We start from the raw sequence: 14149 nt of genomic DNA, 5'->3' as shown, positions 1-14149 counted from the left end.
TACATTGTTACTCACAAAAACTGTTCCATCAAAAGGTATAAAATTACTTCCTTCATCTAGCTCATTTGGACTTTCTTCAGCTTCTCCGCATGCAATTACAATAAATAGCAACGAGATGAGTATTTTTTTCACGATTATGACTCTTTATGCTAGACTTATTTATTACTTTACTAGCCTTCTAAATGGTTCATTCAATATTGGAGCTTCTAGATAATCCTCAAAACTAGAATTAATTGCCTTGCTTATCACAATCAAACTTTTTTCAATAGCTTCAGATGTAATTTTTATATCATTAAGTGTATGAGACATAGTAGGATGAAATACTGTACTCATATGTATTCCTTGTTTAGCCATTTCTTGAACAAATAATGTTTTCATCAAAGGTACTTCAGATTCATTTTCGCTATTGAACTGAACTATAGGATTTGATGGAATCCCAGAAATATTTACATCTACATCTGAATCATCCATAACTTTTGCAATATCTTTCTTTAATTCAATTCCATAATCTTCAAACCATTTCTCTGAATTATTTTCAACTAAATACTCAATAGTAGCTTTAGAGGCCGAAAGACCAATATTATCACTCCAATATGAACTAGAAACAAACATTCTATCAGCTTGTTCCATTGCTTCAACAGATCCCACAACTGCACCCATTGGATATCCATTCGACATAGCTTTAGCAAATGCACTCATATCAGGAGTAACTCCAATTTTCTTTTGAGCACCTCCAACTGACATTCTCCAACCACAACTTACCTCGTCAAAAATTAGCAAGGATCCATTATCATGTGCAAGTTTCTTAACTTCTTCTAAATAACCCTCTTTTGGAAATTCAGATCTCATTGGTTCAAGCATTATTGCAGCAACTTCATCTCCATGAATTTCAATAAGTTCTTTTAAGTTATCTATATCCTCATATATAAATGGTATTGCTGTTCCCTTTAAAACCTTCGGGACACCTATAGGTTCTATCCCTGCGAAGGGGAATTCTCCATCTTCTGGATTAACAAGGTAGTTTGCAGACTGATACCAATCATGCCAACCATGATAACCACTAAATAAAATTTTATCCCTTCCGGTTGTACCTCTAGCTATCCTAACGGCCAAAGTACAAGAATCTCCTCCGCCTTTTGTATACCTGACCATTTCAGCACTTGGAATTTCATTGATTAGTAATTCTGCAAGTTCAATTTCTAAAGCACTGTTAATAGTATGTATGCTACCTTTATCGATTTGTTCTTTTACTGCATTATCCACATGATCATGAGAATGTCCAAGAATAATAGCCGAAACAGCATTCATCCAGTCAAGGTACCTATTGTCATCTACATCAACGAAATAACCCCCTTTGGACTCTTTTGCATAAATTGGATTTATTCCATGAGCAAACTGACTGGATCTCCTGCTTATAAGTTGAGTCTTTCCCGGGATTATTTTTTCTGCCTTTTTATAGAGATTTAGAGAATTCTTTATGTTATGTTTTTTCATAGGGTTTATTTAAATTTATTACTTATATATTAAGGATAGGTTCAATTATGAAAATCGCAATGCTAAAAAAACCATATTGCATTGAAATTGAAGATTCAAAACTAAAGGATAATCTTGATCCTAATGAAATTAGGGCCAAAACAGTTCTAAGTGCCTTGAAGCTTGGAACAGATAGAGGGAATTATGAAGGAGCTGAAGATGTTCCTGGTGCACCCACTTACCCAAGATGGGTAGGTGATTCTAATATCGCAGTAGTTGAAGAAATAGGCTCAAATGTGACAGAATTTAAAGTTGGTGACAGGGTTGTATCTCAAAACCCTCATCAATCAGAGTGGATTGCTAAAGACAATACTAATATTTGTATAGTTCCTAAAAGTGTGAAAAATGAAGATGCTGTATGGGCAACTCTTTATACCTTAAGTGGTTATTGTTATACCAAAGCAAATTTTATTCCCGGAGAAAATGTAGCTGTAGTAGGTCTAGGTATTTTAGGTATAGGTGCAATAGCTTTAGGTCCAGTATTTGGAGCAAAAAGAACAATAGCAATTGGAAATAGTGATATAAGAAATAAAATGGCTGAAAAAATTGGAGCTGATGGTTCCGTCCTTAGCAATTCAGAAAATCTAGAAAAAGAATTATTAGACCTAACAAATGGAGAAGGAATAGATCTTGTGATTTTGACTGCTAATCCTTGGGATGCATATCTTTCAAGCCTAAAGAGTGTAAGGATTGGCGGTAGAGTTTCAATTGTTGCTCTTTCTGGTAGGGGAGAAGAAGATAGAGCTTTTAATCCTTTCCCTATGGAACATTTCTATAACAAAGGAATAAGCATAATAGCTATTAATGGAGATTTTGGTTATCAATATCCTAATAACGATAGAATGTCATGGAAAAATAGGTGTAATGGTATCTTAAGTTATATGGAAAAAAATAAATTAAAACCAAGTATATTTAATACACACAGAATGAGTTATGAAAAAATTCCAGAAGCCTATGATCTTATGACAAAAAGAGATAAAAAAATGTTGGGCGTTTTATTTGATTGGTAAAAATGATTAATATTTCAAAAAAATTAGATGATACTATCAAGAGCTGGTTAGATACCAAACTATCTGAATTAAATGAGGTTAATCCAGGTATTTTTATAGGTGGAGTTAAGGATCAAAGCTTCAAATTCCCTATATGGTTATTTGAATATAATAATAATTTATACATTGGTGCTGAAGAAAAAATTCATAAGAGTATTTTGGATTTAGTCGATAGGTTTAATAGTCAAATGATCTTTTCGCAATTTGGCATGTATGAAATTTCAAGAATTACCCATCCTTTAGGATATTATGTTTGGGGTCCTAGTTGGTTTATGTTTACTGAAAAAGAATCTTGGATCAATTTTAATGATTATAAAATTGAAATTTTGTCTAACGAAGAAATAAAGAATCAATTAGATGAAAAAATATTTTGGCATAACTCCTATGATTGTTTGAATGGTTTTGTTATAAAGGATCATGGCAAAATTGTTGCATCTGCAACTCTTCATGATGTTGGAGGAAATTTTGTAGAAATAGGTTTGGATACACATCCAGATGCACAATTAAAAGGTCTAGGTACTAATGTTTACTCTGCGGCAGGGAAATGGGCTTTTGAGAACAATAAAATTCCCTACAGCTCTGTTGGGCCCTGGAATATACCCTCTACAAGGACTCAACTAAAGTGTGGCATGAAATGTATAGGAGTAGATATGGTAGGTATTGATAAATTTAGACTACCTCCTCAACCCTTGGGCAGCCCCTCCAATGATATTGAAATTTATGACTACTATCCAAGTTGGGCATTTAATAAAAATATCCACAAAAAATAGATAAACTTGTCCAATTAGGATACCTATTTTCCATTTTGGACATATTGGATTTTGGCTAATAAAAATTAATCTGTAAAAAATATTTATTAAAAGTTGCATTATTGTAAACATTCGTTTATGTTAGTACGAAACGTAAATTGAGTTGCAATTTATATTAAACAAGTTAAGGGGGAAATATATGGGTAAATCCATTAAATTAATCCTTGCGATGATGATGCTAGCAATGTTTGCTTTTGCTATTGGTTGTGGAGGCGATGATGAAGAAACTTCTTCAGCTGATTCTTCTACTTCTGCAGCAGCAAGCTCAACTTCTTCATCTGCAGCTGCACCAAGTAAAGGTGCAAGTGAAGTAAAGATCGCAGTTTCTAGATTACACCCTGGTATTGGTACTCCACAATTCTGTACAGCAGGTTGTGCTGAGAACTTATATCTGGCTAGTGTACAAGAAACACTATTTAGACCTGAATATGGTGACAACATGGGAACTAAACCTGAAGCTCCTGTTCTAGCTACTGGCTGGACTTTAGCTGATGATGTTTCTTATCTTGAGTTGACACTTAAGGAAGGTGTACCTTTTCACGGTGATTGGGGTGAGATGACAGCTGATGATGTTGTGTTCTCATTTAATAACGCTAACGCAGCTACCAATCCTGAATCTGTTCATGGTCAAGCTGGAGATTTTGCTCCATTGATGGCTGGATGGGAAAAAGTTGATGACTATACAGTTAGAATGAATTATGCAAATTATGATTCTAGAGGTATTAGGCATAGATTTAGTACATTCTGGCAAACAGCTGGAATAGTACCTAAGAAGGCTTTTGATGATTTAGGAGCTGACGGTATGAGAGATGTTCTAGCTGGAACTGGTCCTTATGAGGTTGAATCATGGGTTGATTCAGATAAAGCTGTTACACACAAAGTTGAAAATCATCACAGAGTTGACGCGGGTGTTGACACTGTTATTTGGCAACAAGTTGCTGAAGCATCAACTCGAAGAGCTATGTTAGAAACAGGAGAATCAGTAATTGTTCTACCAGCTCTAAAAGACTGGAAAGAACTAGAATCTAAAGGCTTTGTAAGAAGTACTGGAACTGGTAATGTGATTCAGAGAAGTATTGGTCTAACTGGTAACTACTGGGAATCTAACAGATATTATGATGATAAAGTTCTTGAGAGAGAATGTCATGATAAAGCATGGGTAGGTTGTCCTGGAGATGCTGAGAGTATGGAAAATGCTCGATTAGTAAGACAGGCTCTTGCTCACTCTATTGATAGAGAAGGTTTAGTAGCTTCTGTAATGGACGGTTTTGGTGGACCAATTTATGATGCTTATTCACCAAGTACAGAAAATCCTAATTTCAAACAAGGAGAATACACTGATTGTGATACTCCAGGTTGTGATATAGGTGGTTGGGTAGTACCTTATGACGTTGACTATGCTAAATCTTTATTAGATCAAGCTGGTTATTCAGATGGATTCCCAATGGAAAATGTTTGGACAGGACCTCCTGGTGCTCCAACAGAGCTTATGACAGCTATGGCTGGTACATGGAAAGCTACTCTTGGAGTTGACGTAACCTTGAATAATGCTGTTTATTCAACTTACAGACCAGGATTAGTTGCTAGATCTACATCAGAACCTTTTGTAGGTTGTGGTGATGATTCAAACTATGCATTCCCATGGGACTGGGCTAGAGGATTCGTTATGAGTTCATGGTCAGACGGTGGTTATGGAGTAGGAATGGAAGTACCTTTTGCAGCTGATAATTATGCAAAAGTAGCTAAATCAACTGATAAAGATGAAAGAATTGCAATGAACAATGCTTTCGCTGATGAAGCTAGAAGACAAGCTCTATGTGTAGGTATAGTATTAGAGCCTGTTACAGTAATGTACAATCCAGATGTTGTTGCTGAATGGGAACCTCTACCAAACGCTAATGGTAACCTAAACGGTATTAACAATATTGAAAGTTTAGTTCTAAAGTAAAAACTTTTGATTAAGTAAATTTAGATCACTCCCAAAAATAATTGGGAGTGATCTAAAATATAAATATGAGGGAAATTCTTTTTTAAAGACAGAGTTATGGGAAAATATATTTTAAGAAGATTTTTATTTAGCTTTTTTACTCTAATAGGAGCTACAGCGATCGTATTTGGTTTATCTAGGGCTGTAGGAGATCCAAGGGATCTTTTTGCTCAAGAAGGCGGATATGGAGTAACAGAGGAAACATACGAGCACTTAACAAAAATGCTAAATTTAGATAAACCGCTATATATGCAGTATTTACTATGGTTAGGAAAGACAGTTAGGGGAGATTTAGGTAGATCTCTTTTGGGTCAAAAGGATGTTTCAGATTTGATAGGTGAAAAGGTATTAAATACCCTTGAATTAACTATTTTCTCTTGGATAGCTTCTACGATAATAGGTATACCTTTGGGAGTATTATCTGCCGTTAAGCGAGGATCTTTTTGGGATTATGCTGGTAGATCTATAGCTTTATTTGGTCAAGCTGCGCCTCCTTTTGTAATAGCTATTATTGGTATATTAATCTTTGCAGTTCAGTTAGGCTGGTTACCCGCAGGAAGTGGTGAATCTCATCTCATTAAGGGTACTTGGAGAGGATTATCTAGTGGAGATTTTTCTTTGATTCCAGCATTTTTTTCAGGAGGATGGAAGCATTATGTATTACCAGTTGGAACACTTGGCTTAGCTGCATCAGCAAGTTATTTACGCCTGACTAGATCCTCAATGTTAGAAATTTTAGATTCTGAATATATAAAACTTGCTAGAGCAAAAGGTGTTTCTGAAAGAGATGTTATATGGAAACATGCCTTAAAGAATGCATTAATTCCACCTTTAACTCTTGCAGCACTTATTTTTGTAGGTTTCCTAACAGGTACTATTATTGTGGAAACAGTTTTTGTATGGCCAGGATTAGGTTTGTTAGCAACAACTGCAGTTTCAGAAAATGATTTCCCTGTTATGACTGGTTCAGTTCTTTTATTTGCAGTTTTTTATACGGTTATTATATTTTTATCAGATCTCACTTATGGTTTAGTAGATCCACGAATTAGATATTCCTAGAGGAGAAAATGACTTTATCGACAAAAATAGGTATAGATGAGCCATCTTGGCTAGAAAAAAATATTCCATTTTGGATTGGTTTTAAGAAATTTTTAAGTTTTTTCCAAAAGTGGCCGGTTATTCCTGTTTTCTTTATATCTATATTAGTTTTATTAGCTGTTTTTGCTGATGTAACAGGTTACGATCCAGAGTTACCTGCGCTAAGAGATAGAACCCTTCCTATGTTTTCTGAGCCAGTAGATCCATTAACTAAAGACCTTACAAGACATTGGTTGGGAGCTGATCAATTTGGAAGAGATACTCTTACTAGAATAATGCATGGAGCAAGAATAACTCTTTATGTTTTAGTAATTTCTGCAGTTAGTGGAACAATAATTGGAACTGCATATGGACTAATAGCAGGTTATTTTGGAGGCTTCGTTGATGACATATTAATGAGAATACTAGATTTAGTTTATTCGATTCCATTCCTACTTCTTGCTCTTGTAGCTGCTATCGTTTTCGATCCTTCTTTAACAGTTGTTATCGTACTTCTGGCATTTTTAGCTTGGCCAGCATTTGTAAGAAATGTTAGAGCTGAGATACTAACTCTTAAAGAAAGAGATTATATTATGTATGCGAAGGTAGCAGGTGCATCTAGGATAAGAATGATGTACAAGCATCTTCTTCCTGGTGTTATAAATACAGTTATTGTGATTGCTACACTAAGAATCGGTCAACTTATATTGGCCGAAGCCTCTTTAAGTTTTCTTGGAGCAGGAGTTCCTCCTCCTACACCTGTATGGGGAGCTCTAGTTGCCGAAGGCAGAGATTATCTTAATAGTGCATGGTGGGTTTCTATATGGCCAAGTTTAGGTATATTTTTAGTAGTAATGTCATTAAATTTCCTTGGAGATTGGTTCAGAGATAGATTTGATCCTAGATTAAGACAGCTATAATTTATTAAAATAGTAGTTGTGAGATATTCTAGAAAAATTTTATTATGAATTTATTTGATTTAGTTATGAAGAATACTAAGATTCTTCTTAGCCCTAAAAATACGATTTCTACCTACAATCAAACTAAGGTTAGATATCATATTGTTACTGAGCCTGTTTATGAAGATTCTTTTGAACTTAAATCCGAGGAATCTGTAATAAGACACGGAGTAGTAACTGCTCAAAATCCTAAAGTAATAACATCAGATTTTATCTATAGAATGTCAGGGTTTGGGGATGAAGCAAAATCATTTTTAAAAGAATTAAATAGAGTTTTAGGCAAAAATGAACCTGCTCTTTTATACAACTATAAAAATGAATCAACAGATCTTGAAATAGTTTCAGGAAATCCTGATGAAGTGTCAAATAGAATTAAGTCTAGGTTAAAAAGTAGTAAAGCTAATCATGCTGTCATAAGAGGTGTAAATTCTTTATGGGATGTTTCTTTATTAAAATTTATATTTGACTACACTAAATCATCTTCCCAAAATAATTTTAATGAACTAAATCAATCTGGTTTATTAGAAATAAAAGATGGTGTCCCTATCTCTGAAAGAAAAAGAATTGAAGAATTAATTTCTTTGGCAAAAAAAGGTAAAGTAAGACCAGAAGACGTTCATAAAGAATTGAATGATTGGGGTCTATTTGAGGAATATCAAGATCAATTTTTTTCAATTATGAAATAATATTATTAATTTAATTTTTTTTAACAGCTCTTAATATAAGCTTAATGTGCATTTAATATATTTCTACAGCTCTTTTTGTATTATTATATTTAGTGAAAAGGAGCAATAATGAAAAATTTATTTAAAAAACATTTATCAGTTTATATTTTTATTATTTTGATCATGATTTTTGGGTGTTCAACTGAAGAAAATACTTCTGATTCGGATCTTTCTGGGACTATAGAAATTGATGGATCATCAACAGTTTTTCCAATTACTGTTGCTGCTGCTGAAATATTCAGAGAGTCTAATCCAGGGGTACAAATTCCTGTTGGTATTTCAGGTACAGGTGGAGGTATGAAAAGATTCGTTGTTGGAGAAACAGCTATATCTAATGCTTCGCGAGAAATAAAAGATAAAGAAGCTGCTCTTGCCTTAGAAAATGGAATAGAATTTACTGAATTAGAAGTTGCATATGATGGACTATCAGTTGTTGTAAATAAATCTAATGACTGGATTGATTGTATTACAACAAAAGAATTAAATCTTATTTGGGACCAAGGTTCAACTATAAATAACTGGAATCAAGTACGATCAAGTTTCCCCGATAAGGAAATGAGTTTGTATGGACCTGGAACAGACTCAGGAACTTTTGATTATTTTACAGATGTTATAAATGGAGAAGAGGGTAAAACTAGAGCTGATTACACACCATCTGAAGATGATAATGTTTTAGTAATGGGTGTGTCTGGGGATAAAGGTTCTATTGGATACTTTGGATATGCATACTACATAGAAAATGAGGATCAATTAAAAGTTCTGAGTGTGGATGGAGGAACTGGATGCATAGCTCCAAGTGAACAAACAATTAATGATTCATCATATGCTCCTTTATCAAGACCGATGTACATATATGTCAATAATTCTGACCTATCAAAGCCTGAAGTATATGAATTTGTAAAGTTTTATCTAGAAAATGGAAAAATGCTTTCTGAAGAAGGTGGATATGTTGCTCTTCCTGAAGCTAATTATAATGAAAGTTTATCTGAAATTGCAGAGTATAAATAATAGTCAATAAAGTTACTAAATTAGATATGATTTCATATCTAATTTAGTAATATAAAAGTACAAAATTATAATTTCATAGAATTCAACAGATGGTAACTTTAATATTTTTAATAATAGCCTTTTTTAGTGGTGCAATTCCATTCTCTATAATATTTACCAAAATTTTATCCGGAAAAGATGTAAGAGAAGTTGGAGATAACAATCCTGGAGCTGTAAATGCCTGGAAAACAGGAGGAGCTCTAATAGGAATGTCTGTTATGTTTGTAGAATTCCTTAAGGCCATATTACCTATTTGGCTTGCTTATCAATATTTCGATATTAGTGGTTATGATTTAGTTTTAGTTTCAGCAATGCCAATACTAGGTCATTCATTCTCACCTTTTTTAAAATTTAAAGGAGGTAAAGCTTTAGCAGTTACTGCTGCTATGTGGCTGGCTTTATTTAATGTTGAATCAGCTCTGATAATATTCGGATTGTTAGCAATAATGTATACAATCCAAAAAAATGATGCATGGACAGTAAATATAGTTCATTTAGGATTTTTTATCTATGGAATGACAACTAATATATCCAATGAACATATCTCAAATTCTCAGTTTATGTTTTTGTGGATATTTGCAAGTCTAGTTATGGTTTATAATCATAGAAAAGAATTACAATCTCCCCCAAATTTCAAAAGAGTAAAAGATCTTTTTGGAGTAAAGTATGATTGATTTTTTTGATGAATTACTTCTAGTAATTGCAATAATTTCTTCATACACATTTGTCGTTTCTTTTCTTAATTTAATTTCATTTTCTAAGCCAAAACCTCTTAAGCCAAAATCAGAAGAATTAATTTCAATCATGGTGCCTTGTAGAAACGAGGAAGATAATATTGATGATTGTGTTGAGTCTTTGGTAAATCAAGATTATGATAATATTGAAATTTTACTTATAGACGATAATTCAACTGATAACACACTTAATAAAATAAAATTTTTATCCAGCAAATACTCAAATGTTTCTGCTATCAAAGGAGAAATACTTCCTAAAGAATGGGCAGGGAAAAATTGGGCATGTCATCAATTATCTAAGCTTTCTAAAGGTTCATATCTACTATTTATAGATGCTGATACGAGATTAGGTCAATATGCAGTTTCATCAGGTATTCGTGAAATTCAAGAGAATAATTTAGAATTTTTAACATTAATACCTAAAAGAAAAATCTTAAACTTTACAGATTACTTAATTTGGATAATGGTTTCATTTTTTATTCTATGCTGGGTTCCTATGTTAATTGCAAAGAAATTGCCATATAGTTTATTCGCAGCAGGATTTGGGCAATTTTTACTTTTTAATAAAGAAGCATATATAAAGATAGGTGGTCATGAAAAAATTAAAGGACTAGTATTAGATGATTTTGAATTAGCTAGATCAATTAAGACATTTGGTTTTTCAGCGTCAGTTTTAGATGGAACTAATATAGTAGAAACTAATGGTTATAAATCATCTATAGAAGCTGTAGATGGTCATGCTAAGTCTATTTTTGCAACATTTAGATATAATATTTTATTTTTTATATTTGCCTTTTTTGGATTATTGATTCTATTTTATCTACCCTTCTTAAATTTATTTTCTTATTTTTTGGGCATTGAATTACAAAGTAATTTTCTTACTTTATCTCTTTTATCTATCGCATGTATTTTTGGATCTATTTTAATTTCTTCAAAATCATTTTCATTAAGTTTTTTTTCAAGTTTTCTTTATCCATTTGCAATGATAGTTCTTTTATTTAGTGCTTACAGATCTTTTTTATCTTCCTTTGATGGTGACCTCAAATGGAAAGGTCGTTCAACACCATCTGTAGGATTAAGAAAACTTTATAGTATAATTTTTGCTCCATTTTTTTTCATAAATTGGATACTTAAAAAGATAAGATAAATAGACTTAAGCACTATAAAAAGATCTAAATAGTTATAAACTAATAAAAATATAATTTACATACATAATAGGTGTTTTTATGAGATATGAATTTAGTAAAGAAGATGAAGATTTTCGACAGGAACTTAGATCATGGATTCGAGATGAAATACAAGGAGATTTTAAGGACTGGCAAGGTGTTGATGAATCTGCAGATGGATTTGAGTATGGCCTAGAAATAAGAAAAAAACTTGCTAAAAAAGGATGGCTGACTATGGCCTGGCCAACAGAGTATGGAGGTCAAGGTGCTTCTTATATGAAGCAAGTGATTTTTAACGAAGAAATGTCGTACCACAGAATGCCTGGTAGAGATGGTTTTGGAGCTAAAATGTTAGGTCCAACTTTGATGGTGCATGGAACAGAAGAACAAAAAAAGAGATTTTTACCACCAATAGCTAATGGAGAAGTTCAATGGTGCCAAGGTTATTCAGAACCAGACTCCGGATCAGATCTAGCTTCATTAAAACTAAAAGTAGAAGATAAAGGTGATCATTGGCTTGTAAATGGTACAAAGGTCTGGACTTCCATGGCTCATAAGGCTTCATGGATATTTTTTCTAGGAAGAACTGACCCAGATGCCCCTAAACATAAAGGGATAAGCTTTTTCTTAGCAAATATTAAAGATGCAAATATCCAAGTTAAACCTATTATTAATATGGCAGGAAGCCATCATTTTAATCAAGTGATTTTTGAAGATGTAAAAATACCCAAGGATGCATTAATAGGAGAGTTGAATAAAGGTTGGTATATTGCAGCTACATTACTAGATTTTGAAAGATCTGGTGTAGAATATCCTGCTACAGCAAGAAGAAATTTTGAAGAGATAGTAGAACTTGTCAAGAATACAAACGATAGTAATGGAGTTCCATTAATTCAAGATCCTTATATAAATAAAACCTTAGTAGATCTAGATTTAGATATTGAAGCTGCTAGACTTGTTGCTTACGAAGTTGCTTATCTTCAATCTCAAGGAGAAGTTCCAAGTATTGAAGGATCAGTTGCAAAAATATTAGGAACTCAATTGTCCCAAAAAGTTGCTAAAATTGGCACAGATTTTGCTGGCCTATACGGTCAATTATCTGACTCTTCTGCTCCTTTTGATGGTAAATATCTAAAGCAGCAACTAACTGTAACAGCTTATACTATTTTTGCTGGAACAACCGAAATTCAAAAAAATATAATTGCTACAAGAGGGTTAGGACTTCCTAGGGAAGATAAATTAAAAGTTAACAGTAAGTAGAGAAAAAAAATGGATTTAGGATTATCAGAAATACAAAAAATGCTTCAGGAATCATCTAGAGCTTTTTTAGAAGAAAATTGTCCTATGGATTTCATTAGAGCAATGGAATCTGATGAAATTGGAATAACTGATGAAATCTGGAAAAATATCGCAGAGATGGGTTGGTTAGGATTAATGATCCCTGAAGAATATGGAGGATCGGGATTTAAGTTTGATGATATGTCTATTCTGTTAGAGGAAATGGGAAGGGTAGGTCTTTCAGGTCCTTTCTTTAGTACAGCTATCACTGGTGTACAAACTTTATTACTTTCAGGAACTGAAGATCAGAAAAAAGAAATTTTACCTAAAATTGCAACTGGTCAAATTAAAATTTCTCTAGCATTTAACGAAAAAACAGGAAGTTTTGACGAATCAGAAATTTCAAACACTACTTCAATTAAAAATAATGAGGGATGGACTTTGAACGGAGAAAAACTTTTTGTTAATGATGCAAATTCTGCTGATTATTTTATTATAGCTGCATCAACTGAAAATCAAGAGGGGACCTCTCTTTTTCTAGTTCCTAAAGATACAGAAGGAATAGAAATTCAGAAAATGGAAAGTATAGGTGGAGAAAAAATATATAAGGTTAACTTTCAAGAAATAAAATTAGAATCCTCTCAAATAATAGGAGAGGAAGGTGAAGGTTGGAATACTTTGCAAAAAGTATTTAATTATGGAGCCTCTGGTAAGTCTTCAGAAATGTCTGGAGCTGCAGCTAAAGTTATGGATATGACTCTTGATTATATTAAGGATAGGAAGCAATTTGATAGACCAATAGGTTCTTTTCAAGCTGTTCAACACCATGCAGCTGATATGGCTATATTAACTAAAGTTTCAACTCAATTTTCTAGAAAAGCTTCTTGGAAACTTACAAATACAGATGATGCAGATTTAGATGTAAACAGATCAAAAGCTTATGTTTCAAAAGCGTTTCATGATGTTTGCCAAATTTCACATCAATTACATGGTGCAATTGGCTATACCTGGGACTATGATCTTCAAGTTTTAACTAGAAAAATGCAACACCAAAAACTAGCATTTGGGGATTCAAATTTTCATAATAAAAAAATTAGCGATAAGCTAGATCTTTAAGTATTGATGAAAAAACTATTTATATGGATTAAAAATTACCTCAATCATCCACTTGAAATTGGTGCTGTTTTACCTACCTCAAGATTTGCATCAAGATTAATGAGTTCAGAAATAAATAAATCTCCTGATAATGTTGTCGTAGAACTTGGATCAGGAACAGGTAAGATAACAAGAGAAATATTGAACAGAGGTGTTAAAGAAAAAGATCTAATTTTAGTTGAAGTAAATGAAAATTTTTCAAAAATATTAAAGTCTGATTTTCCTAAAGCTAAAATAATCACGGAAAATGCTATCTCATTCTTAAGTAATTATGAAAAGAATTATTCGAATAAAATTACGCATATTATTTCTGGGATTCCATTAGTGTCTATGACCGAAGAAAACAGAGATAAATTATGTGAACTATCTATAAAAAATCTTCATTCCAAAGGAAAATTTATCCAGATTACATATTTCTTAAGATGTTCTTTTTCAAAAAAAATAATCAATCAATATAACTTAAAAAAGAAATTAGTTGGTTTATCTATTTTGAATGTACCACCAGCTTTTGTTTGGAAAATAGAAAAGTAAAAATTATTGTGCACTTGTTGAAGGAAGCATACTTCTAAGAGCTTCCGCTACGCTTCCAGGATTATCTATTTCTTCCATACTAATGGTCATTCTACTTCC

The 14149-nt window shown here is 32.8% G+C and carries 13 protein-coding genes; 12 read left to right on the top strand and 1 reads right to left on the bottom strand.

The features are described from left to right. Nucleotides 1–162 precede the first annotated feature (162 nt). Entirely contained in the window at nucleotides 163–1494 is a 1332-nt protein-coding gene (locus tag MK083_00660) for an aminotransferase class III-fold pyridoxal phosphate-dependent enzyme (protein MCH2672966.1), read from the bottom strand. 47 nt (nucleotides 1495–1541) lie between these two features. On the opposite strand from MK083_00660, the gene MK083_00655 reads away from it, so the two are divergent. From MK083_00655 to MK083_00600, 12 genes are all read left to right on the top strand, one after another. Next, complete coding sequence (locus tag MK083_00655; GenBank protein MCH2672965.1) at nucleotides 1542–2543, top strand: zinc-binding alcohol dehydrogenase; 1002 nt, start codon at nucleotides 1542–1544, stop codon at nucleotides 2541–2543. Between the two features lie 2 nt (nucleotides 2544–2545). Continuing rightward, on the top strand, nucleotides 2546–3352 hold the full coding sequence (locus MK083_00650) for a GNAT family N-acetyltransferase (protein ID MCH2672964.1): 807 nt from the start codon (nucleotides 2546–2548) through the stop codon (nucleotides 3350–3352). 178 nt (nucleotides 3353–3530) lie between these two features. Then, the gene (locus MK083_00645) at nucleotides 3531–5339 is read left to right on the top strand and encodes an ABC transporter substrate-binding protein (GenBank protein MCH2672963.1); all 1809 of its coding nucleotides are present in this window, start codon (nucleotides 3531–3533) and stop codon (nucleotides 5337–5339) included. Nucleotides 5340–5435: 96 nt separating this feature from the next. Next, nucleotides 5436–6437, top strand: coding sequence for an ABC transporter permease (locus MK083_00640; protein MCH2672962.1), 1002 nt, complete (start codon nucleotides 5436–5438; stop codon nucleotides 6435–6437). A gap of 8 nt (nucleotides 6438–6445) precedes the next feature. After that, nucleotides 6446–7375 carry an ABC transporter permease gene (locus tag MK083_00635; protein MCH2672961.1) on the top strand — a complete coding sequence of 310 codons (930 nt, stop codon included), beginning with the start codon at nucleotides 6446–6448 and terminating at the stop codon, nucleotides 7373–7375. Between the two features lie 44 nt (nucleotides 7376–7419). Next, nucleotides 7420–8100: a hypothetical protein gene (locus tag MK083_00630; protein ID MCH2672960.1), complete on the top strand. Its 681-nt coding sequence runs from the start codon at nucleotides 7420–7422 to the stop codon at nucleotides 8098–8100. Between the two features lie 108 nt (nucleotides 8101–8208). Next, nucleotides 8209–9147: a PstS family phosphate ABC transporter substrate-binding protein gene (locus MK083_00625; GenBank protein ID MCH2672959.1), complete on the top strand. Its 939-nt coding sequence runs from the start codon at nucleotides 8209–8211 to the stop codon at nucleotides 9145–9147. 89 nt (nucleotides 9148–9236) lie between these two features. Further along, entirely contained in the window at nucleotides 9237–9860 is a 624-nt protein-coding gene (locus MK083_00620; protein MCH2672958.1) for a glycerol-3-phosphate acyltransferase, read from the top strand. Beyond that, nucleotides 9853–11067 (top strand): glycosyltransferase family 2 protein, encoded by a 1215-nt coding sequence (locus MK083_00615; GenBank protein ID MCH2672957.1) that lies wholly within the window; start codon nucleotides 9853–9855, stop codon nucleotides 11065–11067. Before MK083_00620 ends, MK083_00615 begins: the two co-directional genes overlap by 8 nt. A 79-nt stretch (nucleotides 11068–11146) precedes the next feature. Continuing rightward, nucleotides 11147–12346 carry an acyl-CoA dehydrogenase family protein gene (locus MK083_00610; protein ID MCH2672956.1) on the top strand — a complete coding sequence of 400 codons (1200 nt, stop codon included), beginning with the start codon at nucleotides 11147–11149 and terminating at the stop codon, nucleotides 12344–12346. Nucleotides 12347–12355: 9 nt separating this feature from the next. Next, nucleotides 12356–13480, top strand: a complete 1125-nt coding sequence (locus tag MK083_00605) for an acyl-CoA/acyl-ACP dehydrogenase (protein ID MCH2672955.1) — start codon at nucleotides 12356–12358, stop codon at nucleotides 13478–13480. Nucleotides 13481–13486: 6 nt separating this feature from the next. Then, the gene (locus MK083_00600; protein ID MCH2672954.1) at nucleotides 13487–14050 is read left to right on the top strand and encodes a methyltransferase; all 564 of its coding nucleotides are present in this window, start codon (nucleotides 13487–13489) and stop codon (nucleotides 14048–14050) included. The last annotated feature ends 99 nt before the right edge of the window (nucleotides 14051–14149 follow it).

The sequence above is a fragment of the Dehalococcoidia bacterium genome (assembly GCA_022451965.1).
Lineage (GTDB): Bacteria > Chloroflexota > Dehalococcoidia > Lucifugimonadales > Lucifugimonadaceae > TMED-70.
Note: the sequence above shows the minus strand (reverse complement) of the source record. Positions and strands in the feature narration are given on the sequence as shown.